Source organism: Streptomyces sp. TLI_185 (assembly GCF_003814765.1).
GTDB lineage: Bacteria > Actinomycetota > Actinomycetes > Streptomycetales > Streptomycetaceae > Streptomyces.
The window spans coordinates 7511867-7534109 of record NZ_RKRB01000001.1; the positions used below are offsets into that span (position 1 = coordinate 7511867).

Below are 22243 nucleotides of genomic sequence, written 5' to 3' on the forward strand. Positions count from 1 at the left end.
GGAACTGCCGTAGGGGTGTGGCATGCATCTCTTGATCAATGCCGAACCGAGCGGGACGAAGCATTGATCAGCGGGTCAACTCGCGAGCGCGGTCGTGCGCAGCTCGTGCACCGCCAAGACCTCCATATGCGCAGGTGAACCGAGAATCGACGTTCCGCAGCTCTCCGCGCGGGGCGGCAGGGAGGCGCCCTGGGCCACCTCGACGCGCCACCGGCGTCCGTCCGCGTGGACGACGGTCACCTGCCAGCGCGGCGCAGCTCCGTCCGTTCGTACGACGCTCAGGGCATCCGCGGCGTACTCGCGCGCGGCGGTGCGCACGGCCAGCTCGGCCGCCTGACCGGGCCGCTCCCAGGCGGAGCTCCCGCGGCAGCCCTCCACGACGATCCGTCCTTCCTGGACGCCGTGCAGGACCTCCATGACGGCGCGGGCCTCGGCGCGGCCGTACGCGTAGCCGTACGGAAGGACGAGCAGCGTGGGCGAGAAGCGATGGCCACCCAGATGAGTGACCTCCCAGACCCCCTCCACCTCGGAGGCGGCGAGCTCGGCCGCGAGCGGGCGGCCGAGCAGCGCACAGCAGCGGTCGCGCTTGCCGTTGGTGCAGACGAGCGCGAGCGGACCACCGGCGTCCGGTCCGGCACCGAGTGCCGAGTCGAAGGTGTGGTGCTCGCCCCCGCCGAGCGCCCCGAAGTCGAGGTCGAGCAGAGCCCGCGGATCGCGGACCGTGGCGGAGTGCAGCCATGCGTTGCCGGGTGCGGTATGGGCCGCGTACACCTGCCGCGTGGTGGGAGTGCCGCAGTCGGCGTGGCGTCCCGGGCGGCGGATCAGTGCGATGCGTACGCCTGTGCCCTTCGCGGCCGCTTCCAGGGCGCGGCCGAGTGCCGGATCGAGGTGGCTCGAAGTGAGCGCCGTGGCGCCCCAGGGGCCCGGCTGCTCCAGCAGCAGCCAGGTCCTCGCGGTGGCCGCGGTTCCCGAAAGGGGCTCGTCGAGCACCCGGGAGACGGTTGAGCACGTACTCACAGAGGTGAGCCTAACCTGACTCGGCTCACAGCGACTTCCGGCCGCGTCGGTGTCCTCGCCGCCGGGGCCGATCCTCTACGGCAGCGGTTGGGGCGGCTTCGGGCCGACGTAGTGTCCACTGGGCCGCATGCGCAGCGGGCGTTCCCCGTACTCCTCGAGTGCGTGGGCGATCCAGCCCGCCGTACGTGCCACGGCGAAGATCGTCTCGCCGGCGGTGGAGGGCATGCCCGAGGACGCGGTGAGCACGGCCAGGGCCAGGTCGACGTTGGCATGCAGCGAGGTGTGGCGGGCGCTGGTGGCCACGATGTCGCGGGCTGCGGCGAGGGCCGGAGCGGCTCGGGGGATCTCCGCCAGAAGGTCGAACAGGACACGCGCCCGTGGGTCCTCGCCGGAGTAGAGCCGGTGGCCGAGTCCCGGAATGCGGCGGCCCGCCCGCAGCTCTTCCGCGATGACGGGGGCCGCGTTGCCCTCGTCCAGCACGTCGAGCAGCAGCCGGTGGGCGAGGCCGCTGGCAGCTCCGTGCAGGGGGCCTTCCAGCACGCCGAGCCCGGCGGAGACGGCCGCGTAGGCGTGGGCGCGGGCCGAGGCGGCGACGCGCACGGCAAGCGTCGAGGCGGCGAGGTCGTGGTCGACGAGGAGGGCGAGCGCGGTGTCCAGCGCACGCAGCGAGGTCTCGTCGGGGTCGACTCCGCTCAGCCGCGTCCACAGACGGTGCGCCAGCGGACCCTCGTCCCGGTGACCGCGCCGGGCCGGCGGCAGGGCCGCGACCAGGGTGGGGATGAGGGTTCGTGCTGTGGCCAGCACGGCGTCCTCGGAGAGGTCGAAGCGCAGCGGGTCCGCCACCGCGGCGGCGATCGCCGCAACGCGCAACCGGTCGGTCGGGCTGGTGTGTTCGGGCAGCGCGTCGACGGCGCGGCGGGCCACGGCGACGGAGGACTCGGGTGCGGTGAACGCGGTGCCGGGGTGCAGCCGGCCGGTCCACAGCCACTCGGCGACCTCTTCGTAGGAGTGGCGCGTGGCCAGTTCGGTGGCGTCGACGCCGCGGAAGAAGTACCGGTCCGTCTCGATGAGCGTGATGCGGGTTCGCACGGAGAGTTCGCCGCCCGACGGTGAACTCCCGCTGCTCTCCCGTCTGTTGCGCCGGGCGAGTGCCTCCACCTCCTTGACGTCGAAGGTGCTGCCCCGGCCGCCGGGCACGCGTCGGCTGCTGAGCTGGCCGCGGCTCACGTACGCGTACACGGTCTCGGGCTTCACGCCCAGCAGTTCGGCGGCTTCCTTGGTGGTCAGCCGGCGTTCGGCGTGACCGGCGGGAGGGTCTTGATCGCGCATGGGGTCACCGTATCCGCATCACGACGCATGGATTCAAAGCATTGATTCAATCAATATTGACAGAGATTTAGTCAAGCATCGACAGTTGAATCAAGTCCAGGGAGGAAATCATGTCCGTCAACAGGTCAGCAGCCGCCACCGTCGACGTGCCGCGGGGGCTCGCCGGCGTCGTCGTCACCGACACCGAGATCGGCGACGTCCGGGGGCTCGAGGGCTTCTACCACTACCGCCAGTACTCGGCCGTCGAACTCGCGCAGACCCGTGGCTTCGAGGACGTCTGGCATCTCCTGGTCCACGGCGTACTGCCGGACGAGGCGCAGCGTGCGGCCTTCGTCTCCGGGACGGCGGCCCTGCGCCGGCTGCCCGACGAGGTGCGGGCGGCCCTGCCCGCCATTGCGGCGGCGAGCGGGCGCTCGGGTCCGCTGGCCGGCATGCGCACCGCGCTGTCGTTGCTCGGCGCGGCGAAGGGCTTCCGGCCGGTGTACGACATCGACGCGGCCGATCGCCGTCAGCACACCCTCGTGGCGGCCGCGGCCGTACCGACCCTGCTCACGGCGTTGCACCGGCTGGGCCGGGGTCTCGAACCGGTGGAGCCCCGGGACGACCTCTCCTATGCGGCCAACTACCTCTACATGCTGACGGGTTCGGTGCCGGAGCCGAAGCGGGCGCGGGCGGTCGAGCAGTACTTGATCTCAACCATTGATCATGGCTTCAATGCATCAACCTTCACGGCGCGAGTCATCGCTTCGACGGGAGCGGACGTTGCCGCGTGCCTGGTCGGAGCCGTGGGGGCGCTCTCCGGTCCGTTGCACGGTGGTGCGCCCAGCCGGGCGCTGGACACTCTGGACGCGATCGGCACCCCGGACCGTATCGACCCCTGGATCCGTGAACGCGTCCTCGCCGGCGACCGCATCATGGGCTTCGGCCACCCCGTCTACCGCACCGAGGACCCCCGTTCCCGGATGCTCCGCGAGGTGGCCCAGAGCTTCGGTGGGCCGCGCGTGGAGTTCGCTGTGGAGGTCGAGCGTCACGTCGAGACGATCCTGGCGGAACTGAAGCCCGGCCGCGAACTCCACACGAACGTCGAGTTCTACGCGGGCGTGGTCATGGAACTGTGCGGTCTGCCCCGCGAGATGTTCACGCCGACGTTCGCGGCGGCCCGGATGGTCGGCTGGAGCGCGAACATCCTGGAACAGGCGGAGGACTCGAAGATCATCCGGCCGGTGGCGCGGTATGTGGGGGCGGAGGCGCCGGTGGCGGTGCCGGGTGAGCCCGGCGGGGCGGGTCCGGCAGCATGAGCTGAGGCCGAACCCGATGATGCGACGGCGACCGCGACCGCCGGGCGACTGCATGGAGCAGCCCTCACTGGCGTCAGCTGAGAGGAATGTCCTTGCGGGCTCGGATCAGCGTCTCCCGGCTGATGACCACAATGCGTTCGTAGTCGGCCTTGGAGGCGTCGGAAGGCAGTTCGGCCTCCAGCTCTGCCGTGGCTTCCGTTCCAATGACTGCGTAGTTGCCGTCGCTGAGTTCGAAGATGTCGGGGCAGCTCTGTCCCGACATGCTGCCGCGCGTAAGGGGAGAGTCGCCGATCCGCCGTACGATTGCCACCATTGTCCAGGCCTTTCAGGCAGTGGCCTTGAAGCGATGACCTCGAGGCCATGGTGTTGGCGCCGGCGCATGCCCTGCAGTGCAGGGCGGCAGGGCATCCGCGGGCGTTGAAGTGCAAACGAAGACAGGCTGACTGAACGATCGAGTGTACGGAGAGAACGACCCCGTGGGCTATGCCTCGGGGATGTCGGCCTTGGCGTGAATGAGGGTCTCGCGGGTGACCACGACAATGCGTTCGTAGTCGGCTCTGGAGGCGTCGGCAGGGAGCTGGGCGTCGAGTTCGTCGGTGACGTCCGTGCCGATGACGGCGAACCTTCCGTCGGAGAGTTCGAAGATATCGGGACAATTGCACCCTGATGCGCTTCCCCGGGCGCTGGGCGGTGTACCAATCCGACGGATGATCTGGCTCACTGTTCTGATGTTCCCTTTGGTCTCGAGCTGGGTGCGCACTGGTGCAGCGCGGCGCGATACGGCCCGGTGGGGCCGTGGTCTCGACAACCGGGCGGCGAGGTTGGCGGTCGCGGGGATCGACCCGTTTCGCAGGATGCGCAGTAGTCAACCTTGTTGGCACCTGGGGAAACGCGGCGGTTTACTGGTTTGTTACCGCCCAACCGTGTGATGCGCTCAGGAGGGTGGCGTGCAGGGGTGTTTCACGCCCCCGGTGACGAGATACGGCTGGGGCTACTCGGGCGGCGGCTCTCCGACCACCCACCACTCGTCGATGTCCGTTTCCTCCAGTTGGGTCAGAAGTTCGTCAACCATGCGGCCGAGTGTGGCCTCATCCGATGTGCCGATCAGCGTTGCCCGATGCGGACGGGTTGCATACCAATACTCGCGGAACAGCGGATTTTGCAGCATGGCCCGAGCGAAGCCGAAGAACTCCTCGCGCGAGATGTTGCCCATGCGGTAGTAGCAGAACAAGTTGGTGTACAGGGCGTTGGCGAAGAGGAACTGCCGCTGCTTCCGGGGTGGAACGGTCCCGTTGTAGCCGTCCAGCACCTCGGCCAGGTCCGGATCGTCCATGGCCTTGCTCAGCAGCTCCCAGTGCAGGCGCTGCTGGTGGGCGAAGTTGGTCTGGCGCTGCGTCTGAGCGGCTTGTTCCAGATGCTCGATCCGTGTGCGCAAGGCATGGAGAGCGGGTCGCTGTGCGGCCAGCGTGACGGCGGCGCCCGCCGCCAGGCCCACACCTGCCGACGCGACGGCCCTCAGCCCCCGAAGCCCAAAGTTCCGTGTGGCCATGTCAACCCCCGAGTCAGGCGGCCGTCCGCCGGTCGTCGGAATGCGGGTCGACTGATGGGGACCGGCGAGCGGTGGGCGGCGCTTGCCGTCTCCCAGGGTGCCGAGCGGCTCTGATCGGCAGGGAGGCGGAGAGGAGGCGCACGGAGGGAAGCGAGGGTCGCACGCTCCGGCGCCTTGCCCAACGTCTGCCCCGCAAGTGCTGCTAACAATCGTTCACTTCGCGGTGATTATTCCGGCTCGTATCCTGGTCCGGCATTCAATCCTCCTATGTGCGCCGGGACCGCGATCCGGTGCACGCGTCGGTGTCAGAGAGGTCGCACGTTGAGTCAGCCGAGCCACAGCCACCGGCAGATCCCGGTCGTCGTCCTCGCCGGATTCCTGGGCTCCGGCAAGACCACCCTCCTCAATCACCTCCTCCACCGCAGCGGTGGCAGCCGTATCGGTGCCGTCGTCAATGACTTCGGCTCCATCGAGATCGATGCCATGGCCGTGGCCGGGGCGCTCGGCGATTCCACCGTCTCGCTCGGAAACGGCTGCCTGTGCTGTGCGGTCGACGTCAGCGAGCTCGACCTGTATCTCGAGCGGCTCGCCCGGCCCTCCGCCGGCATCGACGTCATCGTGATCGAGGCCAGCGGCCTCGCCGAACCCCAGGAACTCGTGCGCATGGTGCTCGCCAGTGAGCAACCGGGGATCGTGTACGGCGGCCTCGTCGAGGTCGTCGACGCCGCCGAGTTCGACGACACGCGCGTGAAGCATCCGGAGATCGACCGGCATCTCGCCCTCGCCGACCTCGTCGTCGTCAACAAGCTCGACCGGGCGCCGGAGGCGGAGGGCGTCCTCGGGCTCGTCCGCTCCCTCGTCGACCGTGCGGCCGTCGTCCCGGCCACCTACGGCCGCATCGATCCCGAGTTCCTCTTCGACTGCAGGCCGAGCGAGGAGCGCATCGGGCAGCTGTCCTTCGACGACCTGCACGAACACGGCGAGGACGCCCACGCCGATCATCTGCACACGGCCTACGACAGCCTGTCCTTCAGCTCCGAAGTGCCCCTGGACCCACGCCGGTTGATGGAGTTCCTCGACAGCAGGCCGGAGGGGCTGTACCGGATCAAGGGGTACGTCGACTTCGGGGCCCACGACGTCCACAACCGCTACGCCGTGCACGCGGTGGGGCGCTTCCTCCGGTTCTACCCGGAGGTCTGGGCGCCGGGCGATGCCCGCCTCACCCAGCTGGTTCTCATCGGCTCCGGCATCGACGCGCCCGCCGTCGCCAAGGAACTCGAGGCGTGCAACAGCGACGCCCCGCACACCGCCGACGAGCACGGTATGTGGGGCGTCCTGCGCTACGTACAGGAGCCGGAAGAGGATCTCGTGGAGCCGTCGGCCTAGACCGGTCCCGCCACCACCGAAACCGTCTTCGCCAGGGACACGCCCGAGCCGTCGCGGCGCGGGTCGAGCTCCGGGAGGTCGGCCGGGGTGCCGTTCTTCTGCGCCGCCTTGGCCGGGACGGTGCCCGCCCAGGCCAGGGAGAGACAGTCCTCGCCCTTCAGGAACCGCTGGCAGCGCACCCCGCCGGTGGCGCGGCCCTTGCGCGGGTACTGGTCGAACGGGGTCAGCTTCGCCGTCGTCTGGACCGAGTCGTCGAGCGTGCCGCGCGATCCTGCGACCGTGAACACGACCGCGTCGGCCGCCGGGTCCACCGCCGTGAAGGAGATGACCTTCGCGCCCTCGGTGAGCTTGATGCCCGCCATACCGCCCGCCGGACGGCCCTGGGGACGGACCTGCGCGGCCTGGTAGCGCAGCAGCTGCGCGTCGTCCGTGATGAAGACCAGGTCCTCCTCACCGGTGCGCAGCTCGACCGCGCCGACGATCCGGTCGCCGTCCTTGAGCGTGATGACCTCCAACTCCTCCTTGTTGGACGGGTAGTCGGGGACCACACGCTTGACGACGCCCTGTGCGGTGCCGAGAGCGAGGCCGGGGGAGGACTCGTCCAGCGTGGTCAGGCAGACCACCGTCTCGTCGTCCTCCAGGGACAGGAACTCCGACAGCGGCGCCCCGCCGGAGAGGTTCGGTGCCGACACCGTCTCCGGCAGCTGCGGAAGGTCGACGACGTTGATCCGCAGGAGGCGGCCGGAGGAGGTCACCGCGCCGATCTCGCCGCGTGCCGTCGCCGGGACCGCCGACACGATCACGTCGTGCTTGGTGCGCCGGGCGTCGGCGTCCTCCGGGAAGGGCTCGCCGTTCGAGGTGCGGGCCAGCAGGCCCGTGGAGGAGAGCAGCACCCGGCACGGGTCGTCCGCGACCTGCAGCGGTACGGCGGCCGCCGGGGCGCCCGAGGCCTCCAGCAGGACCGTACGCCGCTCGGTGCCGAACTTCTTGGCCACCGCGGCCAGTTCGGAGGAGACCAGCTTGCGCAGCTCCGCGTCCGACTCCAGGATCCGGGTCAGCTCCGCGATCTCCGCGTTGAGCTTCTCCTTCTCCGACTCCAGCTCGATGCGGTCGTACTTGGTCAGACGGCGCAGCGGGGTGTCCAGGATGTACTGGGTCTGGATCTCCGACAGGGAGAAGCGCTCCATCAGGCGCTCCTTGGCCTGCGCGCTGTTCTCGCTGGAGCGGATCAGACGGATGACCTCGTCGATGTCGACGAGCGCCGTGAGCAGGCCCTCCACCAGGTGCAGCCGGTCGCGGCGCTTGGTGCGGCGGAACTCGCTGCGGCGGCGCACGACCTCGAAGCGGTGGTCGAGGTAGACCTCCAGGAGCTCTTTGAGGCCCAGGGTGAGCGGCTGGCCGTCGACCAGTGCGACGTTGTTGATGCCGAAGGACTCCTCCATCGGCGTCAGCTTGTAGAGCTGCTCCAGGACGGCCTCCGGCACGAAGCCGTTCTTGATCTCGATGACCAGGCGCAGGCCGTGCGCGCGGTCGGTGAGGTCCTTGACGTCGGCGATGCCCTGGATCTTCTTGGAGCCGACCAGGTCCTTGATCTTGGCGATCACCTTCTCCGGGCCGACCGTGAAGGGCAGTTCGGTGATGACCAGGCCCTTGCGGCGGGCAGTGACGGTCTCGATCTCGACCGTGGCACGGATCTTGAAGGTGCCGCGGCCCGTCTCGTACGCGTCCCGGATGCCGGCGAGGCCGACGATGCGGCCGCCGGTGGGCAGATCGGGGCCGGGGACGTGCTTCATCAGGGTGTCGAGGTCCGCGCCCGGGTAGCGGATCAGGTGCCGGGCGGCCGAGATGACCTCGGCGAGGTTGTGCGGCGGCATGTTCGTCGCCATGCCGACCGCGATGCCCGACGAGCCGTTCACCAGCAGGTTCGGGAAGGCTGCGGGCAGGGCGACCGGCTCCTGCTCCTGGCCGTCGTAGTTGGGCGTGAAGTCGACCGTGTCCTCGTCGATCGACTCCGTCATCAGGCTCGTCGCCTGGGCCTGGCGGCACTCGGTGTACCGCATGGCGGCCGGCGGGTCGTCGTTGCCCAGCGAGCCGAAGTTGCCGTGGCCGTCGACGAGCGGCACGCGCATGGAGAACGGCTGGGCCATGCGTACCAGGGCGTCGTAGATCGACGCGTCGCCGTGCGGGTGCAGCTTGCCCATGACCTCGCCGACCACGCGCGCGCACTTCACATAGCCGCGGTCGGGGCGCAGCCCCATCTCGTTCATCTGGTAGACGATGCGACGGTGGACCGGCTTGAGGCCGTCGCGGGCGTCGGGCAGGGCTCGGGAGTAGATGACCGAGTACGCGTACTCGAGGAAGGAGCCCTGCATCTCGTCGACGACGTCGATGTCGAGGATGCGCTCCTCGAACGAGTCGTCGGGCGGCGGGGTCTTCGTGCTGCGGCGGGCCATCGCTGCCGGCTCCTCTTTTCTGGCTGCTCGCCTACGGGTCGCTCACGTCCCCTTCGGCTCGCTCATGCTGAAGCGTGAACGGTATCTGTCGCGGACCATTGTGGACCGCGGCACTGACAACGCGGCCCAGGACCCTGTGTCGGCGGTCCGGGCCGGTGCGCGGGGCCAACCTCGCCGCGACTGCCCGCAGGCTACGCGATCCGCTGTGGGCGTACGTCGCCCGGGAACTTCGCCGACCGTCCGCACGCTTGCATACAGTGGCAGGACCGGCAGGAAAACCGCGGTTTTTGAACCACCGCATCCGCGATCGAAGGGACGTACATGCCCATGGGTCACACGGCCACAGACCAGGCAGGCACCGGGGGCCTGACTGCGACCGAGCACCGCCTGGCCAACGGCCTGCGCGTGGTGCTCTCCGAGGACCACCTGACCCCGGTCGCGGCGGTGTGCCTCTGGTACGACGTCGGCTCGCGCCACGAAGTCAAGGGGCGTACCGGCCTGGCTCACCTTTTCGAGCACCTTATGTTCCAGGGCTCCGGGCAGGTCAAGGGCAACGGGCACTTCGAGCTGGTGCAGGGCGCCGGCGGCTCACTCAACGGCACCACCAGCTTCGAGCGCACCAACTACTTCGAGACCATGCCCGCCCACCAGTTGGAGCTCGCCCTCTGGCTGGAGGCCGACCGTATGGGCTCCCTGCTCGCCGCCCTCGACGACGAGTCCATGGAGAACCAGCGGGACGTCGTCAAGAACGAGCGAAGGCAGCGCTACGACAACGTGCCGTACGGCACCGCGTTCGAGAGGCTGACCGCCCTCGCCTACCCGGAGGGCCACCCCTACCACCACACGCCGATCGGCTCGATGGCCGACCTGGACGCGGCGACCCTGGAGGACGCGCGCGCGTTCTTCCGCACGTACTACGCGCCCAACAACGCCGTCCTCTCCGTGGTCGGCGACATCGACCCGGAGCAGACGCTCGCCTGGATCGAGAAGTACTTCGGGTCCATCACCTCGCACGACGGGAAGCCGGAGCCCCGCGACGGCTCGCTGCCCGAGATCATCGGTGAGCAGCTGCGCGAGGTCATCGAGGAGGAGGTCCCGGCGCGCGCCCTGATGGCGGCCTACCGGCTGCCGCAGGACGGCACGCGCGCGGCGGACGCCGCCGACCTGGCGCTGACCGTCCTCGGCGGCGGCGAGTCCTCCCGCCTCTACAACCGGCTGGTACGGCGTGACCGCACGGCCGTCGCGGCCGGATTCGGCCTGCTGCGGCTGGCCGGAGCGCCCTCCCTGGGCTGGCTGGACGTGAAGACCTCCGGTGACGTCGAGGTGCCGGTCATCGAGGCCGCCATCGACGAGGAGCTCGCCCGGTTCGCCGCGGAGGGCCCCACGGCCGAGGAAATGGAGCGCGCCCAGGCCCAGTTGGAGCGTGAGTGGCTGGACCGGCTCGGCACGGTCGCGGGCCGCGCCGACGAACTGTGCCGGTTCGCCGTCCTGTTCGGCGACCCGCAGCTCGCCCTCACCGCCGTCCAGCGCGTCCTGGAGGTGACGGCGCAGGAGGTTCAGGAGGTCGCCAAGGCCCGTCTGCGGCCCGACAACCGCGCGGTGCTCGTCTACGAGCCGCTCTCGCCCGAGTCCGCGGAGCACACCCAGGACGAGGACTTCCCCGAAGACCCCGAGTCCGAAGCCACGGTGGAAGCCACCGACCAGAACGAGGAGGCGGCCAAGTGACCGAGCTCGCCACGATGCAGTTCCACCCGCAGCCCCGGGCGGGCGAGGCCAAGCCGTGGGCGTTCCCGTCCCCCGAGCGCGGGGCGCTCGGCAACGGCCTGACCGTCCTGCGCTGCCACCGCCCCGGCCAGCAGGTCGTCGCCGTCGAGGTGCTCCTGGACGCCCCCCTGGAGGCCGAGCCGGCAGCCTTCGAGGGCGTCGCCACGATCATGGCGCGGGCCTTCTCCGAGGGCACCGACAAGCACTCCGCCGAGGACTTCGCCGCCGAGCTGGAGCGCTGCGGCGCCACCCTCGACGCGCACGCCGACCACCCGGGCGTACGTCTGAGCCTCGAGGTCCCGGCCTCCCGTCTCGCCAAGGCGCTCGGCCTGCTCGCCGACGCCCTCAGGGCGCCCGCGTTCGCCGACGGCGAGGTCGAGCGGCTGGTCCGCAACCGCCTCGACGAGATCCCGCACGAGCTGGCCAACCCCTCGCGCCGTGCCGCCAAGGAGCTCTCCAAGGAGCTGTTCCCGGCGACCTCGCGCATGTCGCGCCCGCGCCAGGGCACCGAGGAGACGGTCGAGAAGATCGACGCGGCGGCCGTACGCGCCTTCTACGACCGTCACGTCCGGCCCGCTACGGCCACCGCCGTCGTCGTCGGCGACCTCACCGGCATCGACCTGGACGCGCTGCTCGGCGACACCCTGGGCGCCTGGACCGGCTCCAAGGCCGACCCCCGCCCCGTGCCGCCGGTGACCGCCGACGACACCGGGCGCGTGATCATCGTGGACCGTCCCGGCGCCGTCCAGACGCAGCTGCTCATCGGCCGCGTCGGCGCCGACCGGCACGACCGCGTGTGGCCGGCCCAGGTGCTCGGCACGTACTGCCTCGGCGGCACCCTCACCTCCCGCCTGGACCGCGTCCTGCGCGAGGAGAAGGGCTACACCTACGGTGTGCGTGCGTTCGGCCAGGTCCTCAGGTCCGCCCCGGACGGCTCCGGTGTCGCGATGCTCGCCATCAGCGGCTCCGTCGACACCCCGAACACCGGCCCGGCGCTGCAGGACCTGTGGACGGTGCTGCGCACGCTCGCCGAGGGCGGCCTCACCGACGCCGAGCGCGACGTCGCCGTACAGAATCTCGTCGGTGTGGCACCGCTGAAGTACGAGACCGCGGCGGCCGTGGCCAGCACCCTGGCCGACCAGGTCGAGCAGCACCTGCCCGACGACTACCAGGCGACGCTGTACCAGCAGCTCGCCGCGACCGGCACCGTGGAGGCCACCGCGGCGGCCGTGAACGCCTTCCCGGTGGACCGTCTGGTGACGGTTCTCGTCGGGGACGCGGCCGCGATCAAGGAGCCCGTCGAGGCGCTCGGGATCGGCGAAGTCACCGTCGTGGCGGCCGAGTAGAGGCACCCTCAGCGGCACGCGCGCGTAGGGGCCCTGGTGACTGATGCGTCACCAGGGCCCCTCAATGTCCGAATTGAGGGAGAGGTTGCCTGTCTGCCCTGTGGCATGCGCTACAAAAGGCGTGATCCGTTTGGGGATTGAAAGTGCTCCCGCTTAGCGTCGTCCGGGCTGTCCGTCAGGCACCGCGCCGCATCCGCGGCACCGGACAGTCATCGCCGAGTCCCCGTACGGCGCGAGCCAGGGGAGCCGGGGACCCATCGCAGTCCCTGGGGTGAATCGGACGCCCGCGCGTGCAGCGAGGGGGTCCGTAGGAGACCTTCCTGCTCCGAACCCGTCAGCTAACCCGGTAGGCGACAGGGAAGGAAAGGACCAGCCACTACATGGCGTTCACGCGCGCCACCGGGAAGCACCGTCGTCCCACGCGGATGCACCGCACCACCACCCGCGCCGCCGGGGTCGCGGCCCTCGCCACCACCGGCGTCATCGGCACCCTGGCAGCCCCCGCGCTCGCCGCCGACACCTCCGTCGAGCAGACCGGCCTCACCCCCGTGATCAGCATCGGCGACACGATCGCCGACAAGATCGACGCGCAGGCCGACGCCCAGAAGCAGGCCGCCGAGGAGGCCGCGCTCAAGAAGGCGGCCCAGGAGGCGGCACGCGAGAAGGCCGCCGCGAAGGCCAAGCAGGAGCGCGAGGCCAAGGAGCGCGCCGCCCGCGAGGCCGAGCGCAAGCGCCTCAACACGTTCGTGGCGCCGATCTCCAACTCGTACGTCTCCACCGGCTACCAGGCCAGCAGTTCTCTGTGGTCCTCCGGCAGCCACACCGGCATCGACTTCCACGCCGCGAGCGGCACGACCGTCCACGCCGTCGGCTCGGGCACCGTCGTCGAGGCGGGCTGGGGCGGGGCGTACGGCAACCAGATAGTGATCAAGATGGCCGACGGTACGTACACCATGTACGGCCACCTGTCGTCCATCGGTGTCTCGGTGGGCCAGACGGTCACCCCGGGCCAGCAGATAGGCCTCTCCGGCGCCACCGGCAACACCACCGGACCGCACCTGCACTTCGAGGCCCGTACGACCTCCGAGTACGGCTCGGACATCGACCCCGTCGCCTATCTGCGTTCGCACGGCGTGAACGTCTGACGACGGATCGCAAGATCTACTGAAGCCCCGGCTCCCGAGCCGGGGCTTTCGGTGTTTCTGTCGCCCCGCTGTCCAAAAAATATCCATGGATTCCGGCCCGCCGTCGGAAATTCCGGCTCCGTGCAATAGAGTCACCGATACACGTCAATCATCGACGTTTCACGGGGATTAAGTCGGAGGTCGGTCATGCGTATTCCGGCGCACTCGGTGTGCACGGCGATCCGGGACGACATCGTCGCCGGTGTCTACGAGCGCGGCAGCCGGCTCACCGAGGAACTCCTCGCGCGCCGCTACGGCGTCTCGCGCGTCCCCGTGCGCGAGGCGCTGCGCACCCTGGAGGCCGAGGGCTTCGTGGTGACCCGGCGGCACGCGGGCGCGTGCGTCGCGGAACCGACCGAGCAGGAGGCCGCCGACCTGCTGGAGATGCGCATGCTCCTGGAACCGCTCGGGGCCTCCCGGGCCGCCCAGCGGCGCACCGATGCCCATCTCAAGGTCCTGCGCGGCCTGGTCAGACTGGGCCAGGAGCGGGCCAGGAGGGGCAACAGCGAGGATCTGCGCTCCCTGGGGGGCTGGTTCCACGAGACGCTCGCCCAGGCCTCCGGCAGCCCCGCGCTGACCTCGATGCTGACCCAGCTGCGCCACAAGATCGCATGGATGTACGCCGTGGAGGCACCCGCCAACCCCGTGGAGTCCTGGGCGGAGCACGGCGCGATCGTCGACGCCGTGGCCCGCGGCGACAGCGAGCGCGCGCGAGCGGTCACGACACTGCACACCGAGCGCTCGAGCGCGGTGCACCGGCTGCGGTTCGGCGGCCCGGAGCGGGCCAACGGTGTGAGGAACTCGCAACATGCCGTAAACATGTCGGGCCTGCGGCATTAACACGGGCGCCGTATACAAAGAGGGAACAATTCGCGGGGCATTATTTCCGCTGCCCGTGATCGGAAATTCGACCGCCCCTGTGCGGGAAATGCGAAGGGCTCGCCCGGCAATTCGGACGAGCCCTTCTGTGGTGCCGTGATCAGACGGTCTCGGGAAGCTCCTCGAGCCCCTCGGAGACCAGCTTCGCCAGACGGTCGAGGGCGACGTCCGCACCCTCGGCCTCGGAGGCGAGGACGATCTCCTCGCCGCCCTGGGCGCCCAGGCCGAGAACGGCCAGCATGGAGGCCGCGTTGACGGGGTTGCCGTCGGCCTTGGCGATCGTCACCGGGATACCTGCGGCCGTGGCGGCCCGGACGAAGATGGAAGCGGGGCGGGCGTGGAGGCCCTCGGCCCAGCCGACGTTGACGCGGCGCTCAGCCATGTGATGCTGCCCTTCAGAGTCTCAGGGTTGTCTAGACCAGTTTCCCACAACGTGAAGCCTCTCCGGAGCGGTCCTGTGTCCCGTCCGGGGTGGGCAGTCGGACCGCGGCCTCGGCCCGACTTCCGTCCTTGTTCTCTTCTCAACGGACTGCCGTGTTCTCCACAGACTGCCTCGCGCCGTTGTCGGACGCGAGCCGTACTCTGGGGCCCATGCAGACCTCGCCGGACCGGCACGAGTACCCCGCCCACTGGGAGGCCGACGTGGTGCTGCGCGACGGCGGCACCGCGCGCATCCGCCCCATCACCGTTGATGACGCCGAGCGCCTGGTCAGCTTCTACGAGCAGGTTTCGGACGAGTCGAAGTACTACCGCTTCTTCGCGCCCTACCCTCGTCTGTCCGCCAAGGACGTCCACCGCTTCACGCACCACGACTTTGTGGACCGGGTGGGACTCGCGGCCACGGTCGGCGGCGAGTTCATCGCCACCGTACGCTATGACCGCATTGGTGCCGACGGCATGCCCGCGTCAGCTCCGGCCGACGAGGCCGAGGTCGCCTTCCTCGTCCAGGACGCCCACCAGGGGCGTGGCGTCGCCTCCGCCCTCCTCGAACACATCGGCGCGGTCGCCCGGGAGCGCGGCATTCGCCGCTTCGCCGCCGAGGTGCTGCCCGCCAACAACAAGATGATCAAGGTGTTCACGGACGCCGGATACACCCAGAAGCGCAGCTTCGAGGACGGCGTCGTACGCCTGGAGTTCGACCTCGAACCCACCGACCGCTCCCTCGCCGTCCAGCGCGCGCGTGAGCAGCGTGCCGAGGCGCGGTCCGTGCGACGACTGCTCGCGCCCGGCTCCGTCGCCGTCGTCGGCGCCGGCCGCAGCCCCGGCGGCGTGGGCCGCAGCATCCTCGACAACATCCGTGACGCCGGCTTCACCGGGTCGCTGTACGCCGTGAACAAGGCGCTCCCCGAAGCCGTCAAGGAACTCGACGGAGTCCCCGCCCACCGCTCCGTCCGCGACATCGACGGCCCCGTCGACCTCGCGGTCGTCGCCGTGCCGGCCGAGCACGTCCCCGAGGCCGTCACCGAGTGCGGCGAGCACGGCGTGCAGGGACTCGTCGTCGTCTCCGCCGGGTACGCCGAGAGCGGGCCCGAGGGGCGCGAGCGCCAGCGCGAACTCGTGCGGCACGCGCGCACGTACGGCATGCGGATCATCGGGCCGAACGCCTTCGGGATCATCAACACGTCCTCCGAGGTACGGCTGAACGCCTCCCTCGCCCCCGAGATGCCCCGCCCCGGCCGCATCGGCCTGTTCGCCCAGTCCGGCGCCATCGGCATCGCGCTGCTGTCCCGGCTGCAGCGCCGCGGCGGCGGCGTCACCGGAGTCACGGGCGTGTCTACCTTCGTGTCGTCCGGCAACCGCGCGGACGTGTCCGGCAACGACGTCATCCAGTACTGGTACGACGACCCGGACACCGATGTCGTCCTCATGTACCTGGAGTCCATCGGCAACCCGCGCAAGTTCACCCGCCTCGCGCGGCGCACCGCAGCCGCGAAGCCGCTGGTCGTGGTCCAGGGTGCCGGTTCCGCCCCCCAGGGACATGCCGTACGGGCCACACGGCTGCCGCACACGACGGTGTCCGCGCTGCTCAGGCAGGCCGGCGTGATCCGCGTGGACACGATCACGGAGCTGGTCGACGCGGGCCTGCTGCTCGCGCGCCAGCCGCTGCCGGCGGGGCCGCGCGTGGCGATCCTGGGGAACTCCGAGTCCCTCGGGCTGCTGACGTACGACGCGTGCCTCTCCGAGGGGCTCAGGCCGCTCAGGCCACTGGACCTGACCACCGGGGCCTCGGCGGAGGACTTCCACGCGGCGCTGCTGAGGGCCCTCGGGGACGACGCATGCGATGCGGTGGTGGTGACCGCGATCCCGGCGATCGGGGAGGAGTCGCCGGGAGACGCCGAGCTCGCGGAGGCGCTGCGATCGGCCGCCGAGTCCGTTCCGGGCAAGCCCGTGCTGGTGGTGCACGTGGAGCTCGGCGGGCTCGCGGAGGCCCTGTCGGCCGCAACGAGCACCGCACCGCAGCCGGACACCGCGGCGACCGCCACCCGCCGGCTCCGCCCCTCACAGCAACTTCCCCCTCCGGTACGCGCACAGGAACCTGCAGCCCCCGCCACCTGCTCCCGCCTCATCCCCGCCTACCCCGCTGCCGAGCGCGCCGTCCGTGCCCTCGGTGAAGCCGTGAAGTACGCGCAATGGCGCCGAGACAGCGCCGACCCCGGCAAGGTCCCCGAGTTCGAGGACATCGACGAGAAGGGAGCCGTCCGTCTCATCGACGGGATGCTCGCGCGCGGGCAGGGGCTCACGCTCGGCACCGAGGAGACCTGCGAGCTGCTCGGGCAGTACGGCATCCCGGTGCGCAGGGCGGTGCCCGTGTTCACCCCGGACGACGCCGCCCGCGCCGCCGAGACCCTCGGCTACCCCGTCGCCCTCAAGGCCACCGCCCCGCACCTGCGCCACCGCGCCGACCTGGGCGGCGTACGACTGGATCTCGCCGACGAGGAGCAACTGCGGCGCGCCTACGCCGAGTTGACCGAGCTGTTCGGGAAGCCGGAGGAGCTGCGGCCGGTGGTGCAGGGGATGGCACCACGCGGCGTGGACACGGTGGTACGGGCCGTCATCGACCCCGCGGCCGGGGCCGTCCTGTCGTTCGGGCTCGCCGGAGCCGCCTCCCAGCTGCTCGGCGACATGGCGCACCGGCTGGTCCCGGTCACCGACCGGGAGGCGGCCTCGCTGGTCCGGTCGATCCGGACGGCGCCGCTCCTGTTCGGCTGGCGTGGCTCGACCCCGGTCGACACCCCTGCGCTGGAAGAGCTGCTGCTCAGGGTGTCCAGACTGGTCGACGACCACCCCGAGGTCGTCGCGGTGACCCTGGAGCCGGTCGTCGTCGCACCCCGTGGTCTGACCGTCCTCGGCGCCTCCGTCCGCCTCGCGCCGCCGCCGGCCCGCGACGACCTCGGGCCGCGCACCCTTCCCGTCTACTGAGACGTCCCCCGGAGACAGCGCTGACCGGTGCCTCGCAGTCAGTGCACCCCCGTAGGATGGACGTCATGGCCAAGACCAGTACGACGACCCAGGGGCTGCGCGCGGCGATCGAGCGCAGCGGCTACTACCCGGCCCTCGTGGCCGAGGCGGTGGAGGCCGCCGTGGGCGGCGAGCCCATCCGGTCGTTCCTGGTCCACCAGGAGACCACGTTCGACGCGAACGAGGTGCGGCGGCATGTCACGGTGCTCGTCCTCACCGGCAACCGCTTCATCGTCAGCCACACCGACGAGCAGGCCGCGGACACCACCTCCCCGACGCCGTACGCCACGACCTCGACGGAGTCCGTGAAACTCGGCCGGATCTCCTCGGTCGTGGTCAGCCGCGTGGTGGCCAACCCGGAGCAGTACCAGCCGGGCACCCTGCCCCGCGAGGTCGTCCTCACCATCGGCTGGGGTGCCGTCTCCCGCCTCGACCTCGAGCCCGCCGCTTGCGGCGACCCCAACTGCGACGCCGACCACGGGTACACGGGCAGCTCGACGGCGGACGACCTCAGCCTGCGCGTCAGCGAAGCCGGGGACGGACCGGAGACGGTGCGCCAGGCGCTCGCCTTCGCCCAGTCCCTCTCCGAGGCCACCGCGGACACGACCCGCTGATGTCGCAGTCCGCTCCCTGGGACACCCACCCGGAACCCCTCGCCGTCGACTCCGCACCACTGCCCGAGTACGGCAGCGGCTCCCTTGCCGACCTGCTGCCCACACTGGCCGCCGGCATGGCCGTGCCGGGCATGGCCGCCGCGATCACAGAGCTGACCCCCGCCGACCGGAACTGCGTGTTCCTGATCGACGGACTCGGCTGGGAGCAGCTGAAGGCGCACCCGGACGAGGCGCCCTTCCTGACCTCGCTCCTCGGCACCTCGCGCGGGGGCACCGGCCGCGCCCTGACCGCCGGCTACCCGGCGACCACCGCGACCTCCCTCGCCTCCGTCGGCACCGGCCTGCCGCCCGGCGCGCACGGCCTGCCCGGCTACACCGCGCGCAACCCGGAGACCGGCGAGCTGATGAACCAGCTGCGCTGGCGGCCGTGGACCTCGCCGCGCACCTGGCAGCCGTATCCCACGGTCTTCCAGCTGGCCGACCGGGCCGGGGTGCACGTGGCCCAGGTGACGTCGCCGACCTTCGAGAACACCCCGCTGACCCAGGTCGCACTCAGCGGCGGAACGTTCCACGGCAGGCTGTCCGGCGAGGACCGCATGGACCTCGCGGCCCGGCAACTGGCCGCCGGTGACCGTTCCTTGGTCTACACGTACTACGCCGAACTCGACGGCGCCGGCCACCGCTACGGCGTCGAGTCGGACACCTGGCGCGGCCAGCTCATGCACGTCGACCGCCTCGTCCAGCGCCTCGCCGAGCAACTCCCGCCGCGCACCGCGCTGTACGTCACCGCCGACCACGGAATGGTCGACATCCTCTTCGACGAAGAGCACCGCATCGACTTCGACGAGGACTGGGAGCTGCGCGCCGGTGTCGCGCTGCTGGGCGGCGAGGGCCGAGCGCGGCACGTGTACGCCGTGCCGGGCGCGGAGAACGACGTACTCACCTGCTGGCGCGAGGTGCTCGGCGAGCAGTTCTGGGTGGCCTCGCGGGACGAGGCGATCGCGGCGGGCTGGTTCGGACCGCACATCGACGAGCGTGTGTACGCCCGCATCGGCGACGTGGTCGCGGCCGCCCGCGACGACGTCCTGATCATCGCCTCCGAGCGGGAGCCCAAGGAGTCGGCGATGGTCGGCAACCACGGCTCGATGACCCCTGCCGAACAGCTGGTCCCCCTGCTCGAAGTACGCTCCTGACGCCCGCCCTCCGATCCACTCCACCGAAAGGTGCTCAACTCGCCATGCCCGAGCTGGTGTTCTTCTCCGGAACCATGGACTGCGGGAAGTCGACGCTGGCTCTGCAGATCGAGCACAACCGCTCGGCGCGCGGCCTGGCAGGGATGATCTTCACCCGTGACGACCGCGCGGGCGAGGGCAAGCTCTCCTCCCGCCTCGGCCTGGTCACGGACGCGGTGGAGGTCGAGGACGGACAGGACCTGTACGCCTACGTCGTCGACCACCTCTCGCAGGGCGGCCGCGCGGACTACGTCATCGCTGACGAGGCGCAGTTCCTGGCACCGCAGCAGATAGACCAACTCGCGCGCGTGGTCGACGACCTGGGCCTGGACGTCTACGCCTTCGGCATCACGACCGACTTCCGCACCAAGCTGTTCCCCGGCTCCCAGCGCCTGGTCGAACTGGCCGACCGTGTCGAGGTCCTCCAGGTGGAGGCCCTGTGCTGGTGCGGCGCCCGGGCCACGCACAACGCCCGGACGGTAGGCGGCGCCATGGTCGTCGAGGGCGCGCAGGTCGTCGTCGGCGACGTCAACCAGTCGGAGGCCGTCGGCTACGAAGTCCTGTGCCGCCGCCACCACCGCCGCCGTATGACGGCGACGACGTCCGGCTCCGCGGCCCTGTCCCCGGACGTACTGCCCGTGTCGCAGGCCTAGAAGGATTGCCCGGCTCTCACCGCGGGCTCTCGATCAGCGAGAAGCGGGCGCCCTCGGGGTCGGCGACCGTGGCCACGCGCCCGTGAGCGCTGTCCCTGGGGGACTTGAGGACATGGCCGCCCAGGTCCACGAGGCGGACGACGGCTTCGTCCGTGTCGGCGACTTCGAAGTACGTGATCCAGTGCGGTCCCCGGTCGCGCGGCAGGGCGGTGCCCACGCCGTGGATGCCGGCGACCGGGCGGCCCTCGATGTGCAGGCTCACGTAGTCGAAGTCGGCGGAGACGACCGGCTCCTCCTCGTAGCCGAAGACCGTCTCGTAGAACTTGGCCACGCTCGCCGACTCGAAGGTCAGCAGCTCGTTCCAGGCCGGGGTGCCGGGCACGCCCGTGAGTGCCGTGCCGAGGTGCTCGGCCGCCTGCCAGATGCCGAAGACGGCTCCGGCGGGGTCTGAGCCGATCGCGAGACGGCCGGCCTCGGCGGCGTCCAGGGGCCCCACCCCGATCGTGCCGCCGCACAGCCGCACCGTCTCGGCGGTCAGGTCCACGTCGTCCGAGGCGAGGTAGGGCGTCCAGGCGATCGGCAGATGGCGGTCCGGCGGCAGCTGGCCGATGCCGGCCACCTCGTAGCCGTCGAGCAGGGCCCGCGCGTACGGGCCCAGCTGCTGGGGGCCCGGCTGGAACTCCCAGCCGAACAGCGCACCGTAGAACTCCTGGGTCGCGGCCAGACCGTGCACCATCAGGCTCACCCAGCAGGGCGTGCCGGGCGCGTGCCGAGCGTGCGTCTCGCCGTTCGGGCCGGCCGACCCCCGTGCCTCCGTCATCGTCACTCTCTCCTCGACCCCTCGCGGTCGCCGTGTCGCTTCCGCACTCCGGATCTCCGTGCAGATGCTCGCACCACCGATGCGACCGCGCGCTCCGGGCGCGCCGCATGCCAAGAGGATGCCCGGTGTGCGGTTTGTCGTCCGTTTCTGTGCGATTGCCGACGGATGTCGATCAGCTGTACAGCATGTGCCCGAACCCGTACGCCTCGTGATCGGGCCTGTCCGGCCGAGCAGAGTAGCCGGACATGGACGCTGCGGCCACCCCGTGCGCAAGGATGGGGGCCATGAACGCCATCATCTCCGCTTCCGAACTCGCGAGCGCCCTGGCGGGGCCGCGCCCGCCCGTGCTGCTCGATGTCCGCTGGCAGCTCAGTGTGGCCAAGGCGGCCGGCGAGCCGCCCTTCGACGGCCGGGCCGAGTACGCGGCCGGGCACCTCCCCGGTGCCGTCTACGTCGACCTGGACTCGGAGCTGGCCTCCGCGCCCGGCGAACGCGGTCGCCATCCGCTGCCCGACCTCGAGGTCTTCGGCGCCGCGATGCGACGGGCGGGCGTCTCGGCCGGGACGCCGGTGATCGCGTACGACGGCGGGCAGGGCTGGGCCGCGGCCCGTGCATGGTGGCTGCTGCGCTGGACGGGTCACCCGGACGTGCGGGTCCTCGACGGCGGGTTGCCGTCGTGGGAGGGACCGCTGGAGACGTCGGCCCCTGCGCCGGCGGAGGGTGACTTCGAGCCGGTTCCGGGCGGTGCGGGGCTACTGGACGCCGACGACGCGGCGGTGCTCGCGCGGGCCGGGGTGCTGTTCGACGCGCGGGCGGGGGAGCGGTACCGCGGGGAGGTGGAGCCGATCGACCGGGTCGGCGGCCACATTCCCGGGGCGGTGTCGGCGCCCACGAACGAGAACGTGGGGGCGGACGGCCGGTTCCTGCCCGCGGAGGAACTCGCCGAGCGGTTCAAGGCACTTGGCGCGGCCGATGGTTCACAGGTCGGCGTGTACTGCGGTTCGGGCGTCTCCGGGGCGCACGAGGTGCTGGCGCTGGCGGTCGCGGGGATCGACGCGGCGCTGTACGTGGGCTCGTGGTCGGAGTGGTCGTCGGATCCGTCACGGCCGGTCGCTGTGGGGGCCGATCCTCAGTAGCCCTGGGTTGCGGTGCGGGCGGGGGCGCTCGTCGGCGCCGGCCGGGTGCCGCCTTTCCCTGGGCCGGGAGCCGCCCCACGCGGCACGAATCCCCGCAGCTACGCAGGGTCGGGCGCTGCCTGAA

Annotated in this window: 19 protein-coding genes and 1 riboswitch; of the genes, 11 read left to right on the forward strand and 8 right to left on the reverse strand. The window is 70.8% G+C overall.

Going from position 1 to position 22243, the window contains the following annotated elements:
• Window positions 1–75 precede the first annotated feature (75 nt).
• The gene (locus tag EDD92_RS34695; protein ID WP_123967947.1) at window positions 76–1017 is read right to left on the reverse strand and encodes a sucrase ferredoxin; all 942 of its coding nucleotides are present in this window, start codon (window positions 1015–1017) and stop codon (window positions 76–78) included.
• Window positions 1018–1092: 75 nt separating this feature from the next.
• Window positions 1093–2346: a citrate synthase gene (locus EDD92_RS34700; protein ID WP_123967948.1), complete on the reverse strand. Its 1254-nt coding sequence runs from the start codon at window positions 2344–2346 to the stop codon at window positions 1093–1095.
• Window positions 2347–2456: 110 nt separating this feature from the next.
• On the opposite strand from EDD92_RS34700, the gene EDD92_RS34705 reads away from it, so the two are divergent.
• Complete coding sequence (locus EDD92_RS34705; protein ID WP_123967949.1) at window positions 2457–3644, forward strand: citrate synthase/methylcitrate synthase; 1188 nt, start codon at window positions 2457–2459, stop codon at window positions 3642–3644.
• A 73-nt stretch (window positions 3645–3717) separates the two neighbouring features.
• On the opposite strand, the gene EDD92_RS34710 is transcribed toward EDD92_RS34705, so the two are convergent.
• The 3 genes from EDD92_RS34710 to EDD92_RS34720 form a co-directional block, all read right to left on the reverse strand.
• A complete protein-coding gene (locus EDD92_RS34710) occupies window positions 3718–3954 on the reverse strand; it encodes a hypothetical protein (protein ID WP_123970678.1) in 237 nt (78 codons plus the stop codon).
• 171 nt (window positions 3955–4125) lie between these two features.
• Window positions 4126–4365 carry a hypothetical protein gene (locus EDD92_RS34715; RefSeq protein ID WP_185124468.1) on the reverse strand — a complete coding sequence of 80 codons (240 nt, stop codon included), beginning with the start codon at window positions 4363–4365 and terminating at the stop codon, window positions 4126–4128.
• A gap of 270 nt (window positions 4366–4635) precedes the next feature.
• The gene (locus EDD92_RS34720; protein ID WP_123967950.1) at window positions 4636–5193 is read right to left on the reverse strand and encodes a DUF6082 family protein; all 558 of its coding nucleotides are present in this window, start codon (window positions 5191–5193) and stop codon (window positions 4636–4638) included.
• 321 nt (window positions 5194–5514) lie between these two features.
• Between EDD92_RS34720 and EDD92_RS34725 the strand changes: the two genes are divergently transcribed.
• Window positions 5515–6579 carry a GTP-binding protein gene (locus tag EDD92_RS34725; RefSeq protein ID WP_123967951.1) on the forward strand — a complete coding sequence of 355 codons (1065 nt, stop codon included), beginning with the start codon at window positions 5515–5517 and terminating at the stop codon, window positions 6577–6579.
• On the opposite strand, the gene EDD92_RS34730 is transcribed toward EDD92_RS34725, so the two are convergent.
• Window positions 6576–9032 carry a DNA topoisomerase (ATP-hydrolyzing) subunit A gene (locus tag EDD92_RS34730; protein ID WP_123967952.1) on the reverse strand — a complete coding sequence of 819 codons (2457 nt, stop codon included), beginning with the start codon at window positions 9030–9032 and terminating at the stop codon, window positions 6576–6578. The genes EDD92_RS34725 and EDD92_RS34730 overlap by 4 nt on opposite strands.
• A 321-nt stretch (window positions 9033–9353) precedes the next feature.
• On the opposite strand from EDD92_RS34730, the gene EDD92_RS34735 reads away from it, so the two are divergent.
• From EDD92_RS34735 to EDD92_RS34750, 4 genes are all read left to right on the forward strand, one after another.
• Window positions 9354–10757, forward strand: a complete 1404-nt coding sequence (locus EDD92_RS34735; protein ID WP_123967953.1) for a pitrilysin family protein — start codon at window positions 9354–9356, stop codon at window positions 10755–10757.
• The gene (locus EDD92_RS34740; RefSeq protein ID WP_123967954.1) at window positions 10754–12142 is read left to right on the forward strand and encodes a pitrilysin family protein; all 1389 of its coding nucleotides are present in this window, start codon (window positions 10754–10756) and stop codon (window positions 12140–12142) included. The genes EDD92_RS34735 and EDD92_RS34740 overlap by 4 nt, the downstream gene beginning before the upstream one ends.
• A gap of 203 nt (window positions 12143–12345) precedes the next feature.
• Window positions 12346–12510, forward strand: a riboswitch (cyclic di-AMP (ydaO/yuaA leader).
• A 12-nt stretch (window positions 12511–12522) separates the two neighbouring features.
• On the forward strand, window positions 12523–13287 hold the full coding sequence (locus tag EDD92_RS34745; protein WP_123967955.1) for a M23 family metallopeptidase: 765 nt from the start codon (window positions 12523–12525) through the stop codon (window positions 13285–13287).
• A 186-nt stretch (window positions 13288–13473) separates the two neighbouring features.
• Window positions 13474–14166 carry a GntR family transcriptional regulator gene (locus tag EDD92_RS34750; RefSeq protein ID WP_123967956.1) on the forward strand — a complete coding sequence of 231 codons (693 nt, stop codon included), beginning with the start codon at window positions 13474–13476 and terminating at the stop codon, window positions 14164–14166.
• Window positions 14167–14305: 139 nt separating this feature from the next.
• On the opposite strand, the gene EDD92_RS34755 is transcribed toward EDD92_RS34750, so the two are convergent.
• The gene (locus tag EDD92_RS34755) at window positions 14306–14587 is read right to left on the reverse strand and encodes an HPr family phosphocarrier protein (RefSeq protein WP_030605519.1); all 282 of its coding nucleotides are present in this window, start codon (window positions 14585–14587) and stop codon (window positions 14306–14308) included.
• 209 nt (window positions 14588–14796) lie between these two features.
• Here EDD92_RS34755 and EDD92_RS34765 point away from each other — a divergent pair, with 209 nt between their 5' ends.
• The 4 genes from EDD92_RS34765 (at window position 14797) to EDD92_RS34780 (ending at window position 20163) form a co-directional block, all read left to right on the forward strand.
• Window positions 14797–17625, forward strand: coding sequence for a bifunctional GNAT family N-acetyltransferase/acetate--CoA ligase family protein (locus tag EDD92_RS34765; protein WP_123967957.1), 2829 nt, complete (start codon window positions 14797–14799; stop codon window positions 17623–17625).
• Between the two features lie 65 nt (window positions 17626–17690).
• A complete protein-coding gene (locus EDD92_RS34770; protein WP_099931825.1) occupies window positions 17691–18278 on the forward strand; it encodes a DUF5998 family protein in 588 nt (195 codons plus the stop codon).
• The gene (locus EDD92_RS34775) at window positions 18278–19471 is read left to right on the forward strand and encodes an alkaline phosphatase family protein (RefSeq protein WP_123967958.1); all 1194 of its coding nucleotides are present in this window, start codon (window positions 18278–18280) and stop codon (window positions 19469–19471) included. Before EDD92_RS34770 ends, EDD92_RS34775 begins: the two co-directional genes overlap by 1 nt.
• A gap of 44 nt (window positions 19472–19515) precedes the next feature.
• Complete coding sequence (locus EDD92_RS34780) at window positions 19516–20163, forward strand: thymidine kinase (RefSeq protein WP_030939572.1); 648 nt, start codon at window positions 19516–19518, stop codon at window positions 20161–20163.
• Window positions 20164–20179: 16 nt separating this feature from the next.
• On the opposite strand, the gene EDD92_RS34785 is transcribed toward EDD92_RS34780, so the two are convergent.
• Window positions 20180–20983, reverse strand: a complete 804-nt coding sequence (locus tag EDD92_RS34785) for a VOC family protein (protein WP_123967959.1) — start codon at window positions 20981–20983, stop codon at window positions 20180–20182.
• Between the two features lie 275 nt (window positions 20984–21258).
• Here EDD92_RS34785 and EDD92_RS34790 point away from each other — a divergent pair, with 275 nt between their 5' ends.
• Window positions 21259–22119 (forward strand): sulfurtransferase, encoded by an 861-nt coding sequence (locus tag EDD92_RS34790; protein WP_123967960.1) that lies wholly within the window; start codon window positions 21259–21261, stop codon window positions 22117–22119.
• Window positions 22120–22243 lie beyond the last annotated feature (124 nt).

Coding starts and splice junctions, on each gene's coding strand:
- EDD92_RS34750 (WP_123967956.1), top strand. CDS start 13,474: ATGCGTATTCCGGCGCACTCGGTGTGCACGGCGATCCGGGACGACATC.
- EDD92_RS34730 (WP_123967952.1), bottom strand. CDS start 9,032: ATGGCCCGCCGCAGCACGAAGACCCCGCCGCCCGACGACTCGTTCGAG.
- EDD92_RS34705 (WP_123967949.1), top strand. CDS start 2,457: ATGTCCGTCAACAGGTCAGCAGCCGCCACCGTCGACGTGCCGCGGGGG.
- EDD92_RS34770 (WP_099931825.1), top strand. CDS start 17,691: ATGGCCAAGACCAGTACGACGACCCAGGGGCTGCGCGCGGCGATCGAG.
- EDD92_RS34720 (WP_123967950.1), bottom strand. CDS start 5,193: ATGGCCACACGGAACTTTGGGCTTCGGGGGCTGAGGGCCGTCGCGTCG.
- EDD92_RS34745 (WP_123967955.1), top strand. CDS start 12,523: ATGGCGTTCACGCGCGCCACCGGGAAGCACCGTCGTCCCACGCGGATG.
- EDD92_RS34755 (WP_030605519.1), bottom strand. CDS start 14,587: ATGGCTGAGCGCCGCGTCAACGTCGGCTGGGCCGAGGGCCTCCACGCC.
- EDD92_RS34780 (WP_030939572.1), top strand. CDS start 19,516: ATGCCCGAGCTGGTGTTCTTCTCCGGAACCATGGACTGCGGGAAGTCG.
- EDD92_RS34785 (WP_123967959.1), bottom strand. CDS start 20,983: ATGACGGAGGCACGGGGGTCGGCCGGCCCGAACGGCGAGACGCACGCT.
- EDD92_RS34700 (WP_123967948.1), bottom strand. CDS start 2,346: ATGCGCGATCAAGACCCTCCCGCCGGTCACGCCGAACGCCGGCTGACC.
- EDD92_RS34765 (WP_123967957.1), top strand. CDS start 14,797: ATGCAGACCTCGCCGGACCGGCACGAGTACCCCGCCCACTGGGAGGCC.
- EDD92_RS34735 (WP_123967953.1), top strand. CDS start 9,354: ATGCCCATGGGTCACACGGCCACAGACCAGGCAGGCACCGGGGGCCTG.
- EDD92_RS34790 (WP_123967960.1), top strand. CDS start 21,259: ATGGGGGCCATGAACGCCATCATCTCCGCTTCCGAACTCGCGAGCGCC.
- EDD92_RS34775 (WP_123967958.1), top strand. CDS start 18,278: ATGTCGCAGTCCGCTCCCTGGGACACCCACCCGGAACCCCTCGCCGTC.